Source organism: Streptomyces sp. HSW2009, from assembly GCF_040240285.1.
Taxonomy (GTDB): domain Bacteria; phylum Actinomycetota; class Actinomycetes; order Streptomycetales; family Streptomycetaceae; genus Streptomyces.
Genome location: NZ_JBEHZD010000090.1, coordinates 1 through 19,333, shown reverse-complemented (window position 1 = coordinate 19,333; position 19,333 = coordinate 1). Strand labels below are relative to the sequence as shown.

20 protein-coding genes and 1 riboswitch are annotated in these 19,333 nt (G+C 73.9%); of the genes, 5 read left to right on the top strand and 15 right to left on the bottom strand.

Translation table 11 applies throughout. The annotated features are described in order from the left end of the window. Nucleotides 1-333 precede the first annotated feature (333 nt). Genes AAHZ94_RS10150 through AAHZ94_RS10130 form a run of 5 tightly spaced genes read right to left on the bottom strand, consistent with a single transcriptional unit; the run spans nt 334 to nt 5,467 of the window. Nucleotides 334-1,083, bottom strand: a complete 750-nt coding sequence (locus AAHZ94_RS10150) for a class I SAM-dependent methyltransferase (RefSeq protein WP_349992346.1) — start codon at nt 1,081-1,083, stop codon at nt 334-336. Then, on the bottom strand, nt 1,080-2,318 hold the full coding sequence (locus tag AAHZ94_RS10145; RefSeq protein ID WP_349992344.1) for an MFS transporter: 1,239 nt from the start codon (nt 2,316-2,318) through the stop codon (nt 1,080-1,082). The genes AAHZ94_RS10150 and AAHZ94_RS10145 overlap by 4 nt, the downstream gene beginning before the upstream one ends. Continuing rightward, entirely contained in the window at nt 2,311-3,570 is a 1,260-nt protein-coding gene (locus tag AAHZ94_RS10140; RefSeq protein ID WP_349992342.1) for an ATP-grasp domain-containing protein, read from the bottom strand. Before AAHZ94_RS10140 ends, AAHZ94_RS10145 begins: the two co-directional genes overlap by 8 nt. Beyond that, nucleotides 3,567-4,601, bottom strand: a complete 1,035-nt coding sequence (locus tag AAHZ94_RS10135) for a cysteine synthase family protein (protein WP_349992341.1) — start codon at nt 4,599-4,601, stop codon at nt 3,567-3,569. The genes AAHZ94_RS10140 and AAHZ94_RS10135 overlap by 4 nt, the downstream gene beginning before the upstream one ends. Beyond that, nucleotides 4,598-5,467 carry a GHMP family kinase ATP-binding protein gene (locus AAHZ94_RS10130; protein WP_349992340.1) on the bottom strand — a complete coding sequence of 290 codons (870 nt, stop codon included), beginning with the start codon at nt 5,465-5,467 and terminating at the stop codon, nt 4,598-4,600. Before AAHZ94_RS10130 ends, AAHZ94_RS10135 begins: the two co-directional genes overlap by 4 nt. Before the next feature lie 353 nt (nt 5,468-5,820). Then, nucleotides 5,821-6,037, bottom strand: a riboswitch (cobalamin riboswitch). A gap of 600 nt (nt 6,038-6,637) precedes the next feature. Between AAHZ94_RS10130 and AAHZ94_RS10125 the strand changes: the two genes are divergently transcribed. Continuing rightward, nucleotides 6,638-7,102, top strand: coding sequence for an NUDIX hydrolase (locus AAHZ94_RS10125; protein WP_349992339.1), 465 nt, complete (start codon nt 6,638-6,640; stop codon nt 7,100-7,102). Nucleotides 7,103-7,305: 203 nt separating this feature from the next. Here AAHZ94_RS10125 and AAHZ94_RS10120 read toward each other — a convergent pair whose 3' ends face one another. After that, on the bottom strand, nt 7,306-7,719 hold the full coding sequence (locus AAHZ94_RS10120; RefSeq protein ID WP_349992338.1) for an SRPBCC family protein: 414 nt from the start codon (nt 7,717-7,719) through the stop codon (nt 7,306-7,308). After that, entirely contained in the window at nt 7,716-7,970 is a 255-nt protein-coding gene (locus tag AAHZ94_RS10115) for a hypothetical protein (protein WP_349992337.1), read from the bottom strand. Before AAHZ94_RS10115 ends, AAHZ94_RS10120 begins: the two co-directional genes overlap by 4 nt. A 647-nt stretch (nt 7,971-8,617) precedes the next feature. Between AAHZ94_RS10115 and AAHZ94_RS10110 the strand changes: the two genes are divergently transcribed. The 3 genes from AAHZ94_RS10110 (at nt 8,618) to soxR (ending at nt 11,098) form a co-directional block, all read left to right on the top strand. Continuing rightward, nucleotides 8,618-9,550, top strand: coding sequence for an LLM class F420-dependent oxidoreductase (locus AAHZ94_RS10110; RefSeq protein ID WP_349992336.1), 933 nt, complete (start codon nt 8,618-8,620; stop codon nt 9,548-9,550). A gap of 534 nt (nt 9,551-10,084) precedes the next feature. Then, complete coding sequence (locus AAHZ94_RS10105; protein WP_349992334.1) at nt 10,085-10,315, top strand: hypothetical protein; 231 nt, start codon at nt 10,085-10,087, stop codon at nt 10,313-10,315. Between the two features lie 48 nt (nt 10,316-10,363). Continuing rightward, nucleotides 10,364-11,098: a redox-sensitive transcriptional activator SoxR gene (gene soxR, locus AAHZ94_RS36395; protein ID WP_502964630.1), complete on the top strand. Its 735-nt coding sequence runs from the start codon at nt 10,364-10,366 to the stop codon at nt 11,096-11,098. Between the two features lie 102 nt (nt 11,099-11,200). Here the strand turns inward: soxR and AAHZ94_RS10095 are convergent, their stop codons facing one another. The 3 genes from AAHZ94_RS10095 to AAHZ94_RS10085 all read right to left on the bottom strand — a co-directional run bounded on the left by AAHZ94_RS10095 (nt 11,201) and on the right by AAHZ94_RS10085 (nt 14,603). Beyond that, nucleotides 11,201-12,490, bottom strand: coding sequence for a GNAT family N-acetyltransferase (locus AAHZ94_RS10095; RefSeq protein ID WP_349992333.1), 1,290 nt, complete (start codon nt 12,488-12,490; stop codon nt 11,201-11,203). A gap of 366 nt (nt 12,491-12,856) precedes the next feature. After that, nucleotides 12,857-13,924, bottom strand: a complete 1,068-nt coding sequence (locus AAHZ94_RS10090; protein WP_349992332.1) for an asparaginase — start codon at nt 13,922-13,924, stop codon at nt 12,857-12,859. Nucleotides 13,925-13,976: 52 nt separating this feature from the next. Continuing rightward, nucleotides 13,977-14,603, bottom strand: coding sequence for an RsiG family protein (locus AAHZ94_RS10085; protein WP_349992331.1), 627 nt, complete (start codon nt 14,601-14,603; stop codon nt 13,977-13,979). Nucleotides 14,604-14,750: 147 nt separating this feature from the next. On the opposite strand from AAHZ94_RS10085, the gene dtd reads away from it, so the two are divergent. Further along, entirely contained in the window at nt 14,751-15,176 is a 426-nt protein-coding gene (dtd, locus tag AAHZ94_RS10080) for a D-aminoacyl-tRNA deacylase (protein ID WP_349992330.1), read from the top strand. A 71-nt stretch (nt 15,177-15,247) separates the two neighbouring features. Here dtd and AAHZ94_RS10075 read toward each other — a convergent pair whose 3' ends face one another. The 5 genes from AAHZ94_RS10075 to AAHZ94_RS10055 form a co-directional block, all read right to left on the bottom strand. Further along, a complete protein-coding gene (locus AAHZ94_RS10075) occupies nt 15,248-16,288 on the bottom strand; it encodes a ParA family protein (RefSeq protein ID WP_349992329.1) in 1,041 nt (346 codons plus the stop codon). Then, complete coding sequence (locus AAHZ94_RS10070; RefSeq protein WP_349992328.1) at nt 16,285-17,484, bottom strand: RNA/DNA-binding domain-containing protein; 1,200 nt, start codon at nt 17,482-17,484, stop codon at nt 16,285-16,287. The genes AAHZ94_RS10075 and AAHZ94_RS10070 overlap by 4 nt, the downstream gene beginning before the upstream one ends. A gap of 87 nt (nt 17,485-17,571) precedes the next feature. Beyond that, nucleotides 17,572-18,552, bottom strand: coding sequence for a CAF17-like 4Fe-4S cluster assembly/insertion protein YgfZ (gene ygfZ, locus AAHZ94_RS10065; protein WP_349992327.1), 981 nt, complete (start codon nt 18,550-18,552; stop codon nt 17,572-17,574). Nucleotides 18,553-18,561: 9 nt separating this feature from the next. Next, on the bottom strand, nt 18,562-19,014 hold the full coding sequence (locus AAHZ94_RS10060) for a Fur family transcriptional regulator (protein ID WP_349992325.1): 453 nt from the start codon (nt 19,012-19,014) through the stop codon (nt 18,562-18,564). 18 nt (nt 19,015-19,032) lie between these two features. Next, on the bottom strand, nt 19,033-19,333 hold a 301-nt coding region (locus tag AAHZ94_RS10055; RefSeq protein WP_349992323.1), incomplete at its 5' end, for a hypothetical protein.

The following is a 19,333-nucleotide window of genomic DNA, read 5'->3' as shown; positions in this document are numbered from 1 at the left end:
CCGGTCGGCCCCTGGCCCGCCGCCCCGGGCCGCCGGCCCCGGCCCCGCGGCCCCCCCGGGCCCGCCCGGCCGAACCCCCGGCCACCGTCCCGCACGCCCAACAGGCGGAATAGGCGCGGCGGGCGCTGCGGGCGCCGACGGGGCGGCGGGGCGCCACGGCCGGGGCGCGTGCCACGGCCACGGTCACGGCCGCACCGGCGCGGGGGACTGCGGGCGGTAGCCCCTCGCGCCGGTCGCCCCGGACGCCGCACCAAACCGGACCATGCCTGCCTGCACCGCACCCTGCCGCGCCGGCCCGGACGGGGCACGGCCCGCGCCCCCCGTCCCCGCGGCTCAGGCCGGCCGCACGGCCCGTACGATCAGCCGCTCGGCGTCCTGGTCGTACGGACGGCCGTCGAACCCGCCGAAGACCTCGATGCGCTCGAACCCCGCCTGCCGCACCAACTGCCGCAGCTCCACCGCGCTGTACACGAACCACACCAGCGCCGCCCGGGTGACCCGCTCGCCCCGCACCAGCACCCAGTCGCTGCGCAGCCGCGCCCACTCGTCAAGCACCGTGTCGGTCTGCACCATCAGGTCGTCGCCGCGCCGCACCACCTTGGGCGGGGTGACCCGGCCGGCCAACTGCTCCTTGCCCGCCATGTCGAGCAGCAGCGTGCCGCCGGGCGCCAGCGATGCGTACATGGTGTCCAGCGCCCGGGCGTTGTCGGCCGGGTCATCGAAGTAGCCAAAGGAGGTGAACAGGTTGAGGACCACGTCGAAGGGGCGGTCGGGGCGGTAGTCGCGCACATCGGCCGCCACGTAGTCGATCTCAACGCCGGAGCCGGCGGCGCGGTCGCGGGCCCGCCCCAGCAGGTCCTCGCTGCGGTCCACGCCGGTGACCCGGTGCCCGGCGGCGGCCAGCGGCGTGGCGAAGACGCCGGGCCCGCAGCACAGGTCCAGGACGCGGGCGCCGGCCGGGAAGGCCAGCAGCGGCGAGCCGGCCAGCAACTCTTCGGCCTGCGTGAAGCGTTGCTCGGAGAAGAGGAAGTCGTAGAACTCGATCCAGAAGTCGTCGTCCTGGAACCCACCGGTGTCGGTCATGGTCGCGTCAGCGCTCCTTCGGTGTCGCCGTGGGGTCGGGGAATGTCGGCCGCGTGGCGGCGCAGCAGCACCAGCAACGGAGGCAGCAGCAGGCACTGGGCAGCGGCCCAGAGCCAGAACCAGCCGGCGTCGCCCGCGTGCTCGGCCGCGCCGTAGAGCTGCCCGCCGAGCACCCCGCTGGCGCAGGCGCCGATGCCGGCGGCCAGCCGTTGCTGGCCGAAGACCACGGCGTCCGAGCGGGGGCTGCGGCGCAGCGCCTCCAGGTCGTTCTTGAGGAAGAGCACGATGTCGCCGAGGGTGATCAGCGCCCCGCCGGCGAGCAGCGCCGGCCGGTTGCCCACCGCCAGTACGGCCAGGCCCGCGGCGAGCCCGAGGAAGCCGACGGCGAGCGCCAGCCCGTACGGCATCCGCCGGATCGCCCCCGAAGCCAGCGGCTGGACGACGATGACCAGCGCGAAGCACAACAGCAGCACCAGGCTGTAGAACTCGCTGGACGCCCGCTCGACCGCGTACACGGCCAGATAGTGCTGGAAGTGGAAGTACAGGTAGAACGCCAGCCCGTTGGCGACGAACGGCAGCAGGGCCACCCCGGACAGCAGGCCCTGCCGGCCGTCGTCCGACTCGGCCAGTGCCTCGCCCGAGGGCGCGGGCAGCCGCGTGTGCCCCGCGGTGACCAGCACGAACAGCGCCGTGACGGCGACGAACAGCCAGCCGGGCGAGGACAGCACGAACGGGCCCGCCACCAGCGGCCCCACCGCCATGCCCGCGTTCAGCGCCGCATTGCCGGCGGACAGGAACGCCGGCCGGCGCTCCTCGTCCACGCCGTGCACCAGGTACGCCTTGTTGGCCGGCAGGTACAGGGCCGCGCCACAGCAGGTGAGGATCAGCGCGCCGACCGCCAGCGGCGGCCAGCGCAGCGCCAGCAGCAGCCCCACGAACCCGGCGGTGCGGACGACCAGCGCCCACAGCATCGTGCGCCGCAGCCCGATCCGCTCCGCGAGCGCGCCGCCGGCGATCCCACCGGAGAACTGCACGAGCGAGGCCGCGGCCAGCACCACGCCCACCGTGCCGAGCCCCATGCCCAGCCGCTCGTGCAGGAACACCGACATGAACGGCAGCACCATGAAGCTGCCGAGCGGGATCAGGAACGAGCTGAGCAGCAGGAACCGCAGCGGGGTGCTGAGCGTGCCGAGCGCGGCCCGCAGGCCGGGACCGCCGGTGGGGCGCTCAGCCATCGTGCGCCGGGCCTGCCACCGGTGGGGCGAACGGCGCGGTGTGCACCCGGACGCCGCAGGCCGCGGCGACCGCCCGGTGGGTGGCGAGCTCCGCGCTCTCGCCCTCCGCGTACACGATGCCGGCGTAGCCGCGGCTGTCCGCCAGGTGCTCGATCGGGTCGCCGATCCGCTTGGTGGGGTACCAGGCCGGCGCGCCCGGCATGTCCGCCAGCCGGTCGAGCCCGGTGACCTCGGTGAAGGTGCCGGGCTCGGCCGGGTAGCCGAGGACGAAGGCGACGGCGGGCCCGCCCGGCAGCGCGGCGTCCAGCAGCCCGGGCCTGCGCCCCAGCGCGGCCTCCACCATCGCCTCGTACACATTGACGCCCAGCGCCCGGCACAGCCCCTCGCCGACCAGCGCGCCGCCGATCCGCGGGTTGACCTCCACCACCTCGGGGCCTGTGGTGGTCAGTACGAACTCGACGTGCGCGAACCGGTCGGTGTAGCCGAGCGCGGCCAGCACGGTGTCCAACCACCGCTCCAGATCGGCCTGTTGACCGGCGGGGAAGGCGACCGGGAAGGCCGTGATCTCCTCGCGGAAGTACGGCTCGGGTGACATCAGCCGGCTGGAGACGCCGAGCAGCCGGGTGCGGCCGGCCCAGGTGAGGGTCTCGGCACTGTAGAGGGGGCCGCTGAAGTACGGTTCGGCGAACGGCCTGCCCATCAGCTTCCGCCCCGCGACGGCGTCCAGGGCCGTCTGCCACGCGTCCTCGTCGCGGACCAGGAACACGTTCTGGCTGCCGGTGCCCGCCGAGTCCTTGACCACCGCGGGCAGTCCCACCTCCTTGAGCAGCGGCGCCCGCAACGCCGGGTCGTGCGCGGCGTCCGCCGCCTCCACGGCCCGGCCGCGGGTCAGCCCGGCCGCGTGCAGCCGGTTGCGCACGGCGACCTTGTCGCGGGTCAGCCGCAGCACGTCGGTGGCGAGGCCGGGCAGACCGAAGCGGGCCGCGAGTTCGGCGCCGACCAGCGTCCAGGTGTCGGTCGAGCTGATCAGCCCGCGCAGTTCGGGCGTGCCGGCCAGCGCGGCGGCGACCTGCTCGGTGTCGAAGGTCTCCACCTCCACCACGTCCAGGGCGCCGGCCGGCAGCCGCGCCAACTCGTGCGCGTAGTAACCCGGGTCGCGGGTCAGCAGCCGCAGCCGCTCGCCGAGCCCGTCGGCGGCGCGCACCAGGTGGCCGAGGCCGAAGGTGAGCGATTCCAGGCAGACCACGCTCATGCCGCCTGCTCCTTCCAGTGCGCGGGGCACGCGGCGCGGTTCCACGCCATCGTGGACCAGGGCATGGTCATCTCCTCGGGGCTGCTGACGTCGACGGGGGCGAGGGTGGCGAGGTCGAGGGCCTCGGCGTGCCGGGCGAAGACCCGCTCCACGTAGCGGTGTCCGGTGTCGGCGCCGATCACCAGGTGCAGCCGGTCCGGGTCGCGGCGCGCGGCGTCGGTGGCGGCCAGGTAGCCGGCGCCGGTGGACAGACCGGCGAAGACGGCGTGCTCGCGCAGCAGCGCAACGGCCCCGGACAGGGCGTGCACGAAGTCCATCCAGTGCAGGGCGTCGTAGAGGTGGTGGCGCACGTTGTCGAAGACGATGGAGGAGCCGATCCCGGCGATGATGGCCTCCGGGTCGTGGTGGTCCTGACTGCCGAAGGTGACGCTGCCGAACGGCTGCACCCCCACCAGCCGCACGCTGGGGTCGGTGCGCCGCAGATGGGTCACCAGCCCGCCGGTGGAGGCGCCCGAGCCGACGCCGCCGACCACGGTCAGCGGCCGGCCGGCCAGCGTGTCGGCCAACTCGGCGGCGACCGCGTCCGCGATCTCCCGGTAGCCCAGGTAGTGGATGTCGTCGTGGTACTGGCGCATCCAGTGCACGTCCGGGTGGTCGGCGAGGATCTCGCGCACCCGGCGCACCCGCAGTTGCTGGTCGAGCTTGAGGTTCTCGGACGGCTTCACCTGCTCCACGGTGGCGCCCAGCACCTCCAACTGGGCGAGCGTGGTGGCGTCGACGGTGGTGGAGGCGACGATGTGGCAGTGCATGCCGTAGCGGTGGCAGGCGAGCGCGAGGGCGTGCGCGTAGATGCCGCTCGAACTGTCGATGAGCGTCTGGCCCGGGCGCACCACGCCCCGGTCCAACAGGTCACGGACGGCGCCGAGCGCCGAGTAGATCTTCATCGACTCGAAGCGGAGCAGCACCATGCCGTCGGTGAGGCGGATCAGATCGGGGACCTTCAGGGCATCGGCGATGTGGGGGTGGATCACCCGTAGCCTCCTTGGGCGAATGAGCACTGGTGGCCGAGCGAACGGAAGAAGGCGGAGAGTTCGGACTTGACGTCGCTGGCCGGGCGGTCGGCGAAGAGGTAGCCGACCAGCGAGCCGGTGTGGGCGACGAAGACGCCGTCGGCCCCGAACCGCTCGCGGTGCCCGAGCACGCTGGCGAACGTCTGCTTGGGCAGCGCCTCCTGGGAGAGCACCGCACTGGTGGTGGCGGCCCGGGCGACGACGGCCGGGTCGCCGGTGTCGAATCCCTTCAACAGGTCGGTCAGACACCGCTCGTACTCCTCGCCGCGCCGCCGGTAGTGGCGCAGCAGCAGCGCGGTGACCGCGCCGGTGTCCACGGTGCCCGGCTCGGTGACGAACGCGGTGTGGAAGCCGATGGCGGTGCCGAGGGTGCGCACCACCCGGTGCCGGGCGCTCAGGTGCAGCGCGAACTCGTCCAGGAAGACGCTGTCGGCCCGCTCGATCGCGGCCAGGATGCCGAGCACCACCTGCTGGTCGTACGGCAGCGTGAAGAGCCGGAACAGACAGCGCAAGGTGGCCACGACATCGGCGGTCGAACTCGCCATGCCGACGCCGATGCGCAGGTCGGAGTGGGTGCTCCAGTGCCCGGGCGGCAGTTGGAGGTCGAACCGGTCGAGGAACAGCCGCACCGCCGTCGCCGCCTTCGCCCCCAGCGGCAGCGGACCCGGCGGTCCTGCGCCCGGTGTGAAGTACACCCAGGAGTGCCGGTCCACCGGGAAGGAGACCAGGGCGATGTCGGGCGTCGGACCGGCGCGCAGCGGGCCCTGGTAGAGCTCGCCGAGGGTGCCGTGGCAGACGCCGGCGGCGATGGCCGGAACCGGGGCCATGATGGGGGCGCCGGGCGGGGGCGCGGGCGCTGTGCGCGGGGGTGGCGCGGGTGCGCCGGACGGAGCCGAGGGCGCGGGCGGTGCGCCGGGGAGCGCGGGTGCCGCGGCCGGGGCCGTGATGGGGGCGGGCGTCGTGTCCGGAAGCGCGGTGGGTGCGCCGGTGGGGGTACGGGGACGATGCGCCGATCGGCCCGGTTGCGGAACTCCGTGGCCAGCCATGCGTCCTCCCTCGTCATCCCGTGCCCCGAGCGATGACGGGGGAGGGGCGAGGGCGAAGCGCGGGGGTGAGGCCCCGCGCAGCCACCTGTACCGCCGACCCAGTCCACGAGGCCACCGTGCACGCACCACGTGCACCACGCACGTGAGCAGCGGCAGGTCTTCGGACTCATGGGGCCTGCCGGACTTCCGACGGACAGCTACCGGCCACCGCTCCCGGCCCGCCACTGCGGGTCGGACGTCGATGGCGTGAGCTCCCACTCACCGTTGCGGGACAGTCCCGGATTCACACCGGGTTCCCTCTTGCGTCACGCCACTGGTGGATGGCGTGAACCAACTGCGCCTATCAGCGTAGGGGCGCCGCTCCGCAGGGGACAGAGCGAGTTCGCCCGTTGTCCTGATGTAGCGGTGTTGTCCTGATGCAGACGGTAGCTGGAGTGAATCTTGTGGGTGACACTGCTTGGTTGGCGAGGGAGGGGAGTGGCACGTGTGAGTGGTGTGGCGATCGGGACAGCGTGGTGAGTGGGCCGGGGGCCGGGTGGGGCTGTGCGTGCCGTACGGGGCGGGGCCTGCGTGGTGCGGAGCGGTGTGGTGCTGATCCGGCGTGGCCTGGCGCGGTGTGGTCCGGCGTGAAGTGGCGTGGCGCCGCGGTGCGGTACGGCGTGGTGCGGTTTGGTCCGGCGTGGTGCGATGCGGCGTGGTGCGGTTCGGCCCGGCCCACCGACTGCCGTCCGCTGCCCACCGCCCGACTGCCCGCCGCTTGCTTGCCGCCCGACTGTCGACCGCCCGCCGTCCCCAGCTGTCGACCACGGCCCGCCGCCCGACTGCCTGCTGCCCACCCGCTGCCCACCGCTCACCACCCGTCGTCCGCAGGGCTCCCGGCCGGCTATCGCCCCGGCGCGATCATGGTGGGGCCGGTACGACCGTCGTGACCGGCGCGGATGGAGGTACCCCGTGGAACACCCCGTGGACATCAGGACCCGCGTCTCCGCGTACGCGATCGTCGTGGAGGCCGACCGGCTGCTGCTGACCCGGCTCTCCGCCGCCTCGCCGGTCTTCGCGCCCGGGCTGTGGCACCTGCCGGGCGGCGGCATCGACCCCGGCGAGCAGCCGGCCCAGGCGCTGGCCCGCGAACTCCACGAGGAGAGCGGCCGTACGCCACGCGCCGTCCGGCTAGTGGACGCCAAGAGCTACACCGCTCACCGCAACGGCACGCACTGGCACCTGACCGGCCTCTTCTACGCGGTGGACCTCGCCCCGGGCACGCTACGGGTCACCGAGACGGACGGCGCGACCAGCGCGGTCGACTGGCACCGGATCGCGGACCTGACCCCGGAGCTGCTGTCCCCGGCCGCGATCGACGCACTGGAGCTGCTGCCGCGGGCGGCCGGTTGGCGCACGGGGTTGCCGACGGACTGACGGCCCGGGGCGCCGACGGGGTGGCGGGCTGACGCGGTCCGGGGGCTGACGAGGTGACGGGCTGACGGTCCGGGGTGCCGCCGGGGCGCGGCGGGATGCGGCGGGGCGCCTCGCTCCGCCTCACCCCCCGCCCCGACCCGCCGGCGCCCCGATCCGCCGGTGCCCCGGCCCGTGGCGCCCCCGCGCCATCGGCGCCCCGGCGCCTACTTGCACTCGGTCGTGCGCTTGAGGTCCGTGAGCCAGACCGTCAGCGACTGGGTCAGCTCGGCCCGTAGCCCCTGCGGGTCGGCGTCCACGCGCGGGCCCGACCAGGTCTCCTCGGTACGGGCCAACGTGTTGTCGCCGATGGCAGTGAACGTCCAGCGGTGCACCTCGTGGATGCCGGCGGCCGGGCCCTCCCAGGTGATGTGCCGGCCCGGGGTGAGCGCGATGACCGTCGAGCTGACGGCGAGCCCGTGGCTGCGCCAGCGGAAGCTGGAGCCGACGGTCAGCGTGCCGGTCGGGGCGACCCGGTCGATCCCGGAGTTCCACACCGGCCAGGCGGCGACGTCGGTGTGCAGTCGCCACACCCGCTCCACCGGTGCGTGGATGAGCAGTTCGCGTTGGCTGCGGATCATGCTGCGACCTCCTGTCCGCCCAGCCGGTCATCGGCGATCCGGTGACCGTGGCCGCCGGGCACCACCGCGCCGCGGGCCGGGCGCCCAGGGGACGGCTCGACACCGGGATTCAGGTGGTGGCCGGTGCGGAAGGAGCGGCCGTTCGACTCGGGCGGCAGGGCCCCGTGCCTGGTCACGGCATGTGCGGTGGACCCATTGGCCAGTGGTGCGACATGTCGGCTGAGGTGCTGCTTGGCGGGCGTCGGAGGCATGGGGAACGTCCTTTCCGCGGCGCGGGGAGTCGCACGGCAGGGGTTCGCGGCGTGGGGCGCGTGAGTGAGGGTGGGCGGGTTAGGGGGGTGGCTAGTGGGTCGGTGGCTGGCGGGTGGGGGGTGTGGGCACGCCAAGGGCAGCAGGCTGTGGTGAGTAGTGAATTACTCTTGGCCGCGCGCCGGTGGATGGCACGGCGCGTAGCGGTCAACATGGCCATATAGCTCTATATGTACGGCAGTTGGCACGACGAGATGCACCCGTCGTGGGCGGCGTGGGGAGGGTTGTTGAGCGGATGCGGGCCATCGCACATCTGCTAGGAGTAATAAATCACTCACATCTAACGCGGTCAAGAGAAGTCCGAGAATCCGGCGGGGCCGCGGTCCGTGTCGGCCCGATGGTCGCCGATCGGCGTTGCTGGCTTCGGAAGTTGAGATGCACAGTCGGCGGCGGGGGTTCATTGCGCGTCCGGCAAAACCGTCAGGCGGCCCCGCGCCGGACCCCCCACCCCCCGGCCGACCGCCGCCCCGTGCCCCGGCCGGCGCGCCGCCCCGGGTCCCGGCACCGCCGCTACGGGACGCAGATCCGCAGCAAAATGACTGCCGGTCAACTGCGGAATCAGCGGCCCAGGTTGCCGGTTGGGTTGATCATGACTGTGGGAATCTCGCTGAACGCGGCGGAAGCCGCCAACCAGATCGACGCCACCGTGCAACTCGCCACCGAGGCCGCCGCGGCCGGACTGCGGTCCGCCTGGTTCGGGCAGACCTTCGGCGCCGACTCGCCCCAACTGGCCGCCCTCGTCGGGCGCGCCGTGCCCGAACTCCAGGTCGGCACCTCGGCCATACCGGTCTTCGGACGCCACCCGCTGACCGTGGCCAGCCAGGCGCTGACGGCCCAGGCCGCCACGCACGGCCGCTACCACCTCGGCCTGGCGCTCGGCAGCAAGCTGGTCGTCGAGGACGGTTTCCGACTGCCCTTCGAACGCCCCGTGGACCGGCTGCGGGAGTTCCTGACCGCCATCCGCCCCCTACTGGAGACCGGCAACGTCGACTACCGCGGCGAACTCCTCGGCGCGGCGACGCCCATCCCGGCCCGGGTGACCGGCGCCGATGCCGGCGTTCCCCTGCTGGTGGCGGCCATGGGACCGAGGGCGCTGCGGGTCAGCGGCGAACTCTCCGACGGCATCCTGCCGTTCCTGGCCGGCCCGCGCGCCCTCGGCGAGCACATCGTGCCGGCCGTCACCAAGGCCGCCGAGGCCGCGGGCCGCCCCGCGCCGCGCATCGTGGCCCTCGTGCACGGCGTGGTCACCGACGACGTGGACCGCGTCCGCGCCGAGACCGCCGAGCGACTCGCGTTCTACGAGCAGATCCCCTCCTACGCGCGGGTGATCGAACTCTCCGGGGTCGAGCGCGCCGCCGACGTCGCCGCGCTCGGCGACGAGTCGGCGATCGCCGCCGAGGTGCAGCGCTACCGGGACGCGGGGGCGACCGAGGTGGTGTTCGCGGGTACGGAGACCGCGGGCGAGGAGAACCGCCGTCGCACCTGGGCGGTCCTCGGCGAGCTGGCCGGCGCGGCTGGCTGATCCGACGGACCCGGCCGGAGCCCGCGGAGTCCGGCCACGCCGCGTACCCCTGTCGCAGGACGCAGGACGCAGGACGCAGGTTGCCGGTCGCACGCCGCAGACCGGCCATACCGGCTGGCCGCACCGTCCGCCCGTGCTCGTCCGCCCGTGCTCGACCGCTCGCCCGACAGCGCGCCCCGCCCCGTTATGCCGAGTTGGCATCTCCACGGAGGCGGGGCGCGCTGGCTACCTTCGCTGGTGGTTGCCGGTGCGCTACCGACACCCGCACCGGCCGGTGCCCCCACGCGCCCGGCCGGACCCCACCCCCACCTCACCCCCCACCCCGCCCGTGGTCACCGTGTGCCCGGCTCGGGCTCGTACCGCCAGGGCCGTACGGCCAGCTCTGTACGGCCAGGACAGCCAGGGCAGCGACGCGCGCCGTACCGAACGCGTCGCTACGGGGCGCGTCCGCACCGCTCGTGTCACGACCGATCGCGTCCGCATGGGGGGCGTCCGTGGGGCTCGCCCGTCCCCTCACAGCGAAGGAGCAGCACCATGGCTCGACGACGGTTCTCCCTGGTGACAGCCCTGTTGACGACGGTCACCTGCGCGGCCACCGTACTCGTCACACAGCCGGCCGGGGCCGATGCGCAGGGCCAGGTGCCGGCCCCGGCCGGCCGGGGGGGCGGGGGGGGCCCCCCCCCCCGGGGGGGCCGGCGGGGGGGGGGGGGGGGCGGGCCACGGTCCGGGGCGAGGGGCGAGCCGCCGCTTCCGGTGCCGTGGTGAAGAGCCTCCGACTTAAACAATGGTTGAGGTCAAGTTACGCTGGGTCGCATGACCCAACTTTCCAAGAACCGCTACGAACTGACGGTCGGCGAGCTTTCCGAACGCAGCGGCGTGCCCGCGTCCGCACTGCGCTTCTACGAGCGCCAGGGGCTCATCCGCAGCCGTCGCACCAGCGGGAACCAGCGCCGGTTCAGCCGGGACACGCTGCGCAGGGTCGCCTTCGTACGGGTCTCGCAGCGGGTCGGCATCCCGCTGGCGACCATCCGCGACGTGCTCGGCCTGCTCCCCGAGGAGCGCACGCCCGACCGCGAGGACTGGGCGCGGGTCTCCCAGTGCTGGCAGGCGGACCTGAACACGCGCATCAGCCAGTTGGAGAAGCTCCGCGACCACCTCACGGACTGCATCGGCTGCGGCTGCCTCTCCATCGACCGCTGCGCGTTGGCCAACCCGTACGACCAACTCGGCGCGGAGGGCAACGGCCCCCGCAGGCTGCTCACCGACGACCCGGCCGAAGGACAGGCCGGCGACTCGGCCGATGGCCGGGCTGGTGGTCAGGCTGCGGGCCGGGCCGCCGCCCGCATCCGCCCGACGGGCTCCGCCGGCGCCGGTGCCAGCGCGGCGGCCGGCACCGCGACCAGCATCGCGCGCGGCGCCGAGCCCCTCGCGTACGCCGGCACCGGCTGCGCCGGGTCCGACTGCGAGGGCACGGGCTGCAACGGCACGAGCTGCGACGCCACGTGCTGCACGGGGGACGACTGCACCGGCTCGGCCTGCGCGGGCTGAGTACCACGGGTGGGCCGGAGCCGCGGGTGGGCCGGAGCCCCGGCGCGTCCAGCCGCCCCGCGTCCGATCCCCTCAGCGCACGTCCGGCCAGCGCACGTCCGGTCAGAACACGTCCGGGCACCACGGCCGCCGGGCCGTCCGCAGCAGGACGTCCGCCACGGCGGCGGCTCCGGTGCGGTGCTCGTCGACGCGGCCGAGGCCGACCAGCCGGCTGGTCGACTCGTCACCCAGCCACAGCGTGCCCAACTCGCCGATGTCCATGGTCAGATCGGCGGCCCGGCCGGTCGGCGTGCAGCTCGCCCCGTCAGGGCCCGCCTCCAGCGCGAACCGCCCGCCGGCGAGCCCGGCGGCGTCGTGCAGCTCGATGACGAGCGAGCCCTCGGTGGGGTACGTACGCGTCGACAGCAGCCGGGGCACGTCCAGCGGGCGGAGCCACAGCCAGTCCGCGTAGGTCTTCACCACGGCCGCCCGCGGGTCGCCGAGCAGCAGCGGCAGCACGTCGTCCGGGGCGCGGAAGCCGCTGGCGACGCGGACCACCCAGTCGACCGAGAACAGGTAGTGCCACAGCGCCTGCTCGGCCGCCGGCGAGGCGGCGAGCAGTGTGCGGACCCGCGCCGTGTTCTCGGGCAGCTTCGACTCCCAGCGCTCGTCCACGGAGTACGTGAGCAGCCCGTCGACGGTGCCGTCGGGCGCCCGGTAGACCGCGTGGAACGGCTCCCTCCAGTTGGTCGACGGATAGCGCACCTCGCCGGTCTCCAGCCGCCACACCCGCTCGCTCCGCGAGACCATCCCGGGCCGCTCGGCCCGCAGCCGCTCGTGCAGGACGGGCCCGAGCTCCCGGACCGCGGCGCCGTCCACCAACTCCACCCGCCCGCCGGGGTCCGTGATCCGCGCGAACCGCCCCTTGCCCGAGCGCAGCGCCCGGTCCCCCGGCCGTACGTAGCCCGGGTCGAGCCCCGCCCGGCCGATCTCCACCTCCCACTCGCTGACCCAAGTGGCGGGCCCGAACCCGTACCGCCCGTAGATCGGGTACTCGGCGGAGATCAGCGTGGCCAGCGCGTCGCCGCGCTCCTTGGCCGCCCGCAGCTCGCGGTCCATCATCGCGGTCAGCAGCCCCCGCCTGCGGTGCGTGGGCAGGATGCCCACGTTGGTGATCGCGGTGGCCGGCACGGGCGCCCCGCCCACCGCGGTCAACTCCTGCGCGAAGCTGCGGAAACACCCCACGCACCGGTCGCCGTCGAAGGCCCCGAGCGTCCGGTCGAGATCGATGCCGGGCCGCCGCAGCTCCACCTCCTCCGCGCTGATCTCGGGGGAGCCGAGGAAGCCGATCCTGGACGTCAGGAGCCAGTCGGGGAGGTCGGCAGCGGTGAGCGTACGAATGTCTAGGGCCATGCCCGCACGCTAGGGAGATTAATTGGCCACCGCATCGGAATTTCGGCCAGCGCCGAGCGGTGCAGCGTGGCGCGGAGCAGCACTGACCAGCGTCGATCAGTGCCGGCTGGCACGGATCGATACCGCCCGGCGGGGACCCGCAGGTCCTGGCGGGGACCCGCAGGTGCGGACCGCGGCGCGGCCACCCGGCAGTCAGCCGCCGCAGCCCCGCAGCCGCAGTCAGTCGCCGTGGCCCCGCAGCCCCGCAGCCGCGGCCAGCCAACACAGCCCCGCAGCCGCAGCTCGGGGTCGAGCCCGCCGCAGCCGCAGCCGCAAGCCGCAGCCCCCGGCTCACCCCCCGAGCCGAAACCCCACGAACTCCCCGGCTCAGAACGCCGCCCGGACCTCCCCGACCCGTTCGCCGCCGCCCAGCAGGGGCGCGTCCGCGATGCGGGCCACCACCGGGGAGGTCACGCCCAGCCGCTCCAGGGCCCTGGCCAGCACCGGGCCGAGGGCCCGCGTACCGCCGTCGTCGAGTTTGAAGGCCAGGGCCCGGCCGTCCGGCAGCGCCAGCGCCTGCACCGCCTCGGCGCCCATCTTGGCCAGCGTCCCCGGCACCTCCCGCATCAGCCAGGTGTCCGCCCGCCGGGTGCCCGCCACGTACTCCGGGTGGGCCCGCATCGCGTCCGCAACGCGCCGCTCGGGGGTGCCGGGCGCGGCCAGCACGAACGACCTGAAGGCCCGGGCCAGGCCGGTCAGCGAGATCGCAAGGAGCGGCGCGCCACAGCCGTCGACGCCCACCTCGGTCACCCGCTCGCCGCTGGCCGCCTCCACGCCCTCGTGCACGAGCTGCTGGAGCGGGTGGTCGGGTGCCAGATAGCTCTCCAGCGGCCAGCCGTTGACCGCACAGGCGGCGAGCATCGCGGTGTGCTTGCCGGAGCAGTTCATGGTGATCCGCTCCCGCACCTGCCCCGCGGCCAGGTACGCCTCGGCCTCGACCGGGTCGAGCGGCAGGTCGGGCGGCGTCTGGAGGGCGCCGTCCGGCAGCCCGGCCTCGGCGATCATGGTGCGCACCAGGTCCAGGTGGAAGGGCTCGCCCGAGTGGCTGGCGGCGGCCAGGGCCAGCCGCTCGCCGGCCAGTTCGAGGCCGGCGCGGAGCACGGCAGCCGCCTGCATCGGCTTGTTGGAGGAACGGGGGAAGACCGGGGCGTCCACCGTGCCGAGCGCCCACTCGACGCCGCCGTCGGCGTCCAGCACCACGAGCGACCCGCGGTGCCGGCCCTCCACGAACCCGGAGCGCACGACCTCGGCGAGGACCGGCGCTATGCCGTCGGACGAGGTGGCGGGGCCGTCGGCGGCGCCGGCCGGGCCGCTGGGGGTGGGGCTGCCGGTCGGGCCGGCGCTCGGGCGGTCGGCCGGGCGGTCGGTGGGGCTGTCGGCGGGGGAGGAGGTCATCGTCGGCCTTCCTGTTCCTGTGCGGGCGGTGGGGGAGCGACCTCCCCGCCGATCACGGGAGCAGGTCGTCGACTTGCGCTTCGCCCTCACGGTACCTGCGGGTGATTTCCGCCCCGCAGTCGTCCGACGTCCGCTGCAACTGTTGCCGCCGCCCGGAAACCTGCTGTTCGTACGCGGTCAGCCGGCCGATCGCGAGCTCCAGCTCCTCGCTCGTACGGGCCCGCAGGTCAGACAGTTCGACTTCGGCCAACATCTCCTCGGCGAGCTGCCGGTACGGGCCGCTGCGCGGCGCCCCCAGCGTCACGTGCCGGGCCGACGAGCGGTGCCGGGTCGGCCCGTCGGTCAGGATCTCCGAGAGCCGGTCCACGACCGTCCGCGGCGCCTCGGCGACCGGCACCGGCACGCGCGGCGCGGCCCGCCGCGCCAGCTCGGCCCTGATGATGTCGATCCGCCCCTGGAGCAGTCGGCGTACGTAGCTGAGGTCAGCCTCCTCCGCCTGGGCACCGCGCCGCAGTGCACGCAACTCGGCCAGCCGCAGTCCGTCCAGGGCCAACACGGTCACGGTCGCCTCCATCAGCGGTCCGAGGCGCCCGCCCGCCGGCCGGGTGGCCGTGGCCGACCCGGCGGGTCGAGCGGTGGGTACGGGGCCGGGAGAGTCTCCGGCGCCGGGTGTCATCATGCGATTTCCGTCCCCTCAAACGGTGCGCGAGCTGGTCGCGTTGTCCACATAACGCACCGCGTGCACGCATCGTGCCACTCTGTGCGGTCCGTCCGCAGCGCGGGAACACCCGAACAGCCCAGATGGCCGCAGGGCATCATGGTGCGCATGCGTGCTGTGATACAGAGGGTCGACGGAGCGAAGGTCACCGTGGACGGCGAGACGGTCGGCGAGATCGTCGGCGAAGGGCTGTGCGTCCTGGTCGGCGTCACCCACGAGGACACCCCGGCCAAGGCCGCGCAACTGGCCCGCAAGCTGTGGTCGGTGCGCATCCTGGACGGCGAGAAGTCCTGCTCGGACACGAACGCCCCGCTCCTGGTCATCAGCCAGTTCACCCTCTACGGCGACGCCCGCAAGGGCCGCCGCCCCACCTGGAACGCCGCCGCCCCCGGCGAGCTGGCCGAACCCCTGGTGGCCGAGGTCGTCACCACCCTCCGCACCCTCGGCGCCCAGGTCGAAACGGGCCGCTTCGGCGCCGACATGAAGGTGACCTTGACGAACGACGGGCCGTTCACGGTGGTGGTGGAGGTCTGAGGGGGCTGGGGACTGTGGGGCGCCGCCCACTGGGGCCCCACCGCCACCTGCGCGGCAGTTCTGCCCCGGCCTCAACACACCTCGTCCACCCGCCGGAGCACGCTCTCGGCGAGGTCGCGGAACTCGCGGTAGCAGGTCTGCACGTACGTCTGCGTACTGCCGAGCGCCCCGTCCGCCGCCTTCAGGTCGAACATCGGCTTCCGGGCGTCGTGGGCGAGGGGCATCAGGCCGCGGTAGTTGCGCAAGGTGGCGATGCGGTACGGATCGTCGCCGCCCGGTGCCGGGGACGGGGCGCCGTCGAGGACGGCGGCCGAGTAGACCATCGGGATGCGCTCCAGCCACCGCTCGTACGCCTTGACCGGCCGGTCGAGACGCATCTCGGGCTGCATGATGACGTACCCGAGGGGCGCCATCGTCGCGGCCGGCGCGGAGATGCCGGCGGGCACCCGGGGCAGGACCAGCGACCGCCACCCCTGCCGCCACTCCCGCAGCGTGGGCCCCAGGTTGCTGAGCCCCTTGAGTGAGAAGAGGTCCGCCGCCAGTGGCATGAGCACGCAGTCGGCGGCGATGAGCGCGGCCCGGTTGATGGCCCCCAGGTTCGGCCCGACGTCGATGAGGACGACATCGGCCGCCACGGACCGGGCCACGTGCTCGACGATCCGGTGGAAGGCGGTCGTTGTGCGGATCGCCGCGACATCGCCGGCGAACGACTTGAACCACTCGTTGGACAGCTTGTCCTCGAACCGGCTGAGGTCAAGGCTCCCTGGCAGCAGCCACAGCCCGGACTTCAGCGCCACCGGCTGTACGGGGGCCACATCGCCCGTGCCGTGCAGGATCGGCTCCACCGCATCGGCGATGGTCTGTCCCTCGCGCACCCGACCGGTACCGGGCAGGGTGGCCGCGGCCACGCCCTGGTCGATCAGCTCCGACGGAGCGCGCCACAGCTCCTCGATCTCGCCCTCGTCCAGGCACATGGACGTCAGGTTGGCCTGCGGGTCCAGGTCGACGGCGAGCACGCTGTGGCCGAGCCGGCTGAGCATGTGCGCGAGGTGGTAGGCCAGGGTCGTCTTGCCGACGCCACCCTTGTTGTTGAACAGCGCGATCGAGGTCATGCGGCCCTCCGGATGGTCACGGCCCAGGACGCGTCGTCGACCTGGTATTCGGCCGGCGGGTTCCCGCCGCGCTCCAACGCGGCCCGCACCCGCCCGATGCCCCGGCCGAAGCGGTTGACGTAGCCCAGCCCCTTGAGCGCCGCCGCCAGCGAGGGGTTGCGGTAGTCGGTGACGCGGTCGAAGTTGTCGTCCCGCACCTGCCCGAACGGCCCGCCCGGGTTGGTCACCTCGATACGGTCCTCGAACCAGACGATGCGGGTGGGCGCGTACGACGTCTCGTAGTTGCGGTGCATGAGGGCGTTCATGCAGAGCTCGCGCAGCGCCTCCAGTGGATAGTCGGGCCGTGAGGTCTCCCGGAAGCCGTCGCCGACGACACGGGTCCGCAGGTTGCTGCGCAGCAGTGGTTCGAGCCGGGCCGCCGTGCCGATCAGGTTCCCGTTCAGCGCCTGCTCGTCCGCGATCGGCGCGTCCAGGTCCGTGCCGTCGTAACGTACGAACTGGACATACGCCCCCGGAATCCGGCTGGCCGGGTCGAGCCCGACGGTCAGCAGGCCGAGTGCGGTGGGCGTGCCGTCGGGCGTGGCCAGGTGCAGCGAGGCCAGTTGCTGGAGCACCGGGCGCCCGTTCTCCTCGATCACCTCGGGGTCGACCAGGGACGGCAGGTACGAGCGCTGGAACAGGTCCACGTCCAGGTCGGTGAACTCGGCGTGCGGGACTGCCCGGGAGTCGAACGGGCCGTCCTTGGCGCGGCGCCGCTCGGAGAGGACGCGCTCGTCCTCCCGGCTGGCCCGCCGGGTGGTGGGCCCGGGGCGCACCCAGACCACGCCCTCGAACCGCACGGGCGTGGCGGCCGACGCCTCGACCCGGATGTGGACGACAGGCTCGCCCCTGAAGCGGCCCGCCTGGACGGTGAACGAGGGCCGGTCCAGAATGCGCCCGTCGTCCCGCAGGTCGGTCAGGGCGAGGAGGGCGCGGTCGCTGGTGTCCACGTCGGGTACGGGGCGCCCGGCGTCGTCCACCCCGATGAGGATGTCCCCGCCGCCCTTGCCGCAGAGGTCGTTGGCCATGGCGCACACCGCGTTGCCGATGGCGTCACCGCGCTTGCCCTCGCGCTTGGCCGTCCGCTTGAACTCAAGCGCCGCGGTCTCCCGAGTGCCCAGGACGGTTGCCAGATCGTCGTCGCTCACGCTGCGCATTGTGGCAGTTCGCCACGGTCCGCGGTGGGGCCGGTGGCGCCGTTCGACACCCCACCCACCAGCCGGCCCACCCCCAGACCGAGCCCCCTAAGGCTCCACCACCACTTCCTGGGCCGCAGCCGTCGTCCCCGCCAGGAGTGGTGCGTCCACCGGGACGTTGCGCTTGATGAGGGCGAGGGCGATGGGGCCCAGTTCGTGGTGGCGGGCCGAGGTGGTGAGGAAGCCCAGTTGGCGGCTTTCGGGGCCGTCTGCGGCCAGGCGGACGGGGGTGCCGTGCGGGGGGAGGTGGACTTCGCTGCCGTCCAGGTGGAGGAAGACCAGGCGGCGGGGGGGCTTGCCCAGGTTGTGGACGCGGGCGACCGTTTCCTGGCCGCGGTAGCAGCCCTTCTGGAGGTGGACCGCGGTGCCGATCCAGCCCAGTTCGTGCGGGATCGTGCGGTGGTCGGTCTCCAGGCCGAGCCGCGGGCGGTGCGCCTCGACGCGCAGCGCCTCGTGGGCGAGCACACCGATGGCGGGGCCGTGCGCGGCGGCGAAGGCGGTCAGTTCGGCGCGGGGCAGGAACAGGTCGCGGCCGTGCGCCGTCTCCCGTACCACCGCGTCCGCCGGGGCCTCGGTGATCGAACCGGCGGGCAGGTGGAGGACCGCGTACTCCGCGGTGCGGTCGGCCACCTCCACCCGGTAGAAGAACTTCATGCTCTCCAGGTAGTCGATCAGCGCGGTCTGGGTGCCGGGCTCGACGTGGGCCCAGGTCGTCGTGCCGTCGTCCACCAGGTACAGCGCGTGCTCGATGTGGCCGTTGGCGGAGAGCACCAGCGCCTCGGTGGCCTGGCCGGTGGGCAGTTCGCTGACGTGCTGGGTGAGCAGCAGGTGCAGCCAGCTCAGCCGGTCGTCGCCGGTGACCGTGACCACGCCGCGGTGCGAGAGGTCGACGAAGCCGGTGCCGTCGGCCAGCGCGCGCTGCTCGCGGAACAGCTCGCCGTAGTGCCCGGCGACCCCTTCGTCGGGGCCTTCCGCCGGTACGGCACCGGGCAGGGACAGCAGCGGACTGACGAGAGTGGGTCGCAGCATGCCTCCAGCCTACGGCGCCGCTGTCGACTCCCCGTCGCCCTCCCCACCGCCGGCGCACTTCGCACACCGCCCGAAGATCGCGAAGTGCTTCAAATCGGTCTCGAAGCCGAAGCTCTCCCGCAACTGGTGGGTGAACGGCTCGGCAACGGCCTGGTCCGCCTCCAGCACCTCCGTGCAGTCCCGGCACACCAGGTGGAGGTGGTGGTGCCGGGCCGCGACGTGGTAGGTGGGGGCGCCGTGCCCCAGATGGGCGTGGCTGACCAGGCCGAGCTCCTCCAGGAGTTCGAGCGTGCGGTAGACGGTGGAGATGTTCACCCCGCTCGCCGTCCGGCGCACCTCGGTGAGGATGGCGTCCGGGGTGGCGTGCTCCAGGGTGTCCACGGCCTCCAGCACGAGCTGGCGCTGCGGGGTCAGCCGGTAACCGCGCGCCCGTAGGTTGCTCTTCCAGTCGGTGGTCGCCACGCCGCCAGTGTAAGTGACTTAGGTATCCCTTACCGGGAGCCGTTCCGGCCGCGGGGCGGGCGTCGCCGCCCCCCCGCCCCGGGCGCCGTGCGCCCCCGCCCCCGGCGGCGTGACCCCCCCGGGCCATACCCCCCCCCCGGCCCCCCCCCCCCCCCCGAACCCCCCCCCCCCCCCCCCCCCCCCCCCCCCCGCCCCGCCGCGGGCGGGCCCCCGCCCGCCCCCCCCCCCCCCGGGGCGGGGGGCGCGCGCCGGCCCGCCCCGCCCCGCGGCCCGCCCCGGGGGCCACGCCAAGGGCAGCAGGCTGTGGTGAGTAGTGAAT

Coding starts and splice junctions, on each gene's coding strand:
- AAHZ94_RS10085 (WP_349992331.1), bottom strand. CDS start 14,603: ATGATGACACCCGGCGCCGGAGACTCTCCCGGCCCCGTACCCACCGCT.
- AAHZ94_RS10110 (WP_349992336.1), top strand. CDS start 8,618: ATGACTGTGGGAATCTCGCTGAACGCGGCGGAAGCCGCCAACCAGATC.
- AAHZ94_RS10120 (WP_349992338.1), bottom strand. CDS start 7,719: ATGATCCGCAGCCAACGCGAACTGCTCATCCACGCACCGGTGGAGCGG.
- soxR (WP_502964630.1), top strand. CDS start 10,364: ATGACCCAACTTTCCAAGAACCGCTACGAACTGACGGTCGGCGAGCTT.
- AAHZ94_RS10090 (WP_349992332.1), bottom strand. CDS start 13,924: ATGACCTCCTCCCCCGCCGACAGCCCCACCGACCGCCCGGCCGACCGC.
- AAHZ94_RS10075 (WP_349992329.1), bottom strand. CDS start 16,288: ATGACCTCGATCGCGCTGTTCAACAACAAGGGTGGCGTCGGCAAGACG.
- AAHZ94_RS10115 (WP_349992337.1), bottom strand. CDS start 7,970: ATGCCTCCGACGCCCGCCAAGCAGCACCTCAGCCGACATGTCGCACCA.
- AAHZ94_RS10105 (WP_349992334.1), top strand. CDS start 10,085: ATGGCTCGACGACGGTTCTCCCTGGTGACAGCCCTGTTGACGACGGTC.
- AAHZ94_RS10095 (WP_349992333.1), bottom strand. CDS start 12,490: ATGGCCCTAGACATTCGTACGCTCACCGCTGCCGACCTCCCCGACTGG.
- AAHZ94_RS10070 (WP_349992328.1), bottom strand. CDS start 17,484: ATGCGCAGCGTGAGCGACGACGATCTGGCAACCGTCCTGGGCACTCGG.
- AAHZ94_RS10140 (WP_349992342.1), bottom strand. CDS start 3,570: ATGAGCGTGGTCTGCCTGGAATCGCTCACCTTCGGCCTCGGCCACCTG.
- dtd (WP_349992330.1), top strand. CDS start 14,751: ATGCGTGCTGTGATACAGAGGGTCGACGGAGCGAAGGTCACCGTGGAC.
- AAHZ94_RS10145 (WP_349992344.1), bottom strand. CDS start 2,318: ATGGCTGAGCGCCCCACCGGCGGTCCCGGCCTGCGGGCCGCGCTCGGC.
- AAHZ94_RS10130 (WP_349992340.1), bottom strand. CDS start 5,467: ATGGCCCCGGTTCCGGCCATCGCCGCCGGCGTCTGCCACGGCACCCTC.
- ygfZ (WP_349992327.1), bottom strand. CDS start 18,552: ATGCTGCGACCCACTCTCGTCAGTCCGCTGCTGTCCCTGCCCGGTGCC.
- AAHZ94_RS10150 (WP_349992346.1), bottom strand. CDS start 1,083: ATGACCGACACCGGTGGGTTCCAGGACGACGACTTCTGGATCGAGTTC.